2 protein-coding genes are annotated in these 1,482 nt (G+C 56.3%); both read right to left on the bottom strand.

What is annotated here, in order from left to right; translation table 11 throughout:
* A partial coding sequence (locus ACOCD2_RS19675) for a DNA-binding protein (RefSeq protein ID WP_293680860.1) occupies nucleotides 1-1,025 on the bottom strand: 1,025 nt, incomplete at its 3' end.
* A partial coding sequence (locus tag ACOCD2_RS19680; RefSeq protein ID WP_419588141.1) for a thermonuclease family protein occupies nucleotides 1,022-1,482 on the bottom strand: 461 nt, incomplete at its 5' end. The genes ACOCD2_RS19675 and ACOCD2_RS19680, both read right to left, overlap by 4 nt.

Genomic DNA, 1,482 nt, shown 5'->3' on the forward strand with positions numbered 1-1,482 from the left:
TTATTCTTTCTGTGCCTCTGTAACTTTAGTTCTGTTTTGATTCGCCTATCGCGTTCCGTATCGGCCCGTGTCTGCTGTTGTTGCAGCATGTCCTCCAGCGCTTTGAGCTGGCCGACAGCCTCCTGCCGTTCGCTGTGGCAGGTCGCCAGTTCGGATTTGGTGGCATCAAACATCCGCTGAAGCGCCGCAAGTTCTTCCGTGTGTTCTTTCAGGGCTTTTTCGTAGCGCTTCTGCCACGTCGTTGCGTTGTCTCGGACGGAGGACAGGGCGATGGCATGATCTTGTTTCAAGTCAGCCAATTCCATCTTCAGATCCTCAATACGAGCCGTTAGCGCTTCCGTTCGTTGGGCTTCGCCGGCTTTCTCCAGCCGGGCCTGATCAATTTGCATCAGCCACCTATCGGTGTCTTTTTCGTGCGTTTCGCGCATCGTTTGGATGGCTCGACGGTGTTCTTCGCGCTGTGACTCCAGTTCTTCCTCTAACCTGGTTATCGCCTTCTCGTACTCGTCGACACTCTGCCTGGTCAGTGCCAGGGATTGCTCGGCCTGGGCCTTATCAGCTGAGCATTTTTCGTACTTAGCGGCAAGTTGTGTCGCCAGTTCCTCCAGGCGGCGGTTTCCATCCTGTATCCTGGCGTTGTCAGTTTGGGCCAGGGCGAGCGTGTCACGCATTTCGGTGAGCCGTGCGGCCGCTTCCCGCTCTTGTTTCTTCAGTGCTTCCTGACGGGTTGCCACGGCGTTTTCAGCGTGCTCCTTCGCGGCTGACATAGCCTCGTCCCATACTTTGCGGAAACCGGCGGCTAAGGGTTCGGGAATGTCCGGCAAGCGGCGCTGGTGGTGTATCCAGTCTGCCATTTCTTCTCGCCATGCGGCCAGTTCCGCCGCGACATCTCGTGCAGATCCCCCACCGATCTCGTCCATGACGTCCTGTCGGGAAGGAATCTTTCCGGTCGTTTCCAGCAGGTGCCAGGCGGCATCTTTTACCTGAGATTTCTTGGAGGGCGTAGACTTGTTTTCTTTTCTCACTTTTCTTTCCTTTTTTTGCGCCACTCCCAGGGCGGTGTGCGGTCGTATTCAGGCAGTTTCCACAATCCTTTGTTCTGAGCTTTGGCCTGCACCTGCAAATCGGGAAGTTGCCCGTCTTGATTGTATTTTTCGTAGACCCAGCAATGCCCTTCGGCCACCAGGGCGCGATTGACGTTCGCACCGACCTGGTAGACGGTCCCAATCAAACGGCTGTACCGATCCAGTTTTTGCCATTCCACAACTACGGGCTTATTGCCCACCAGTTTGCTGGTAGCCCGCTTGGCCTTGTTCCCCCAGGGCTGCCTTTTCTCCGGGCAGTCGATGTTCGCCAGGCGCACTCTATATTTTTGGTGGGCTTCACTCAGCACCACGATCGTGTCGCCATCGATGACACGGATGGCCTTTCCTTCCAGCGTGGCCGCGCTGGCAGTGGCGGACACAATCAACAGCAGGGTAG

Source organism: Thiolapillus sp. (genome assembly GCF_048562965.1).
Lineage (GTDB): Bacteria > Pseudomonadota > Gammaproteobacteria > Chromatiales > Chromatiaceae > Thiolapillus > Thiolapillus brandeum_A.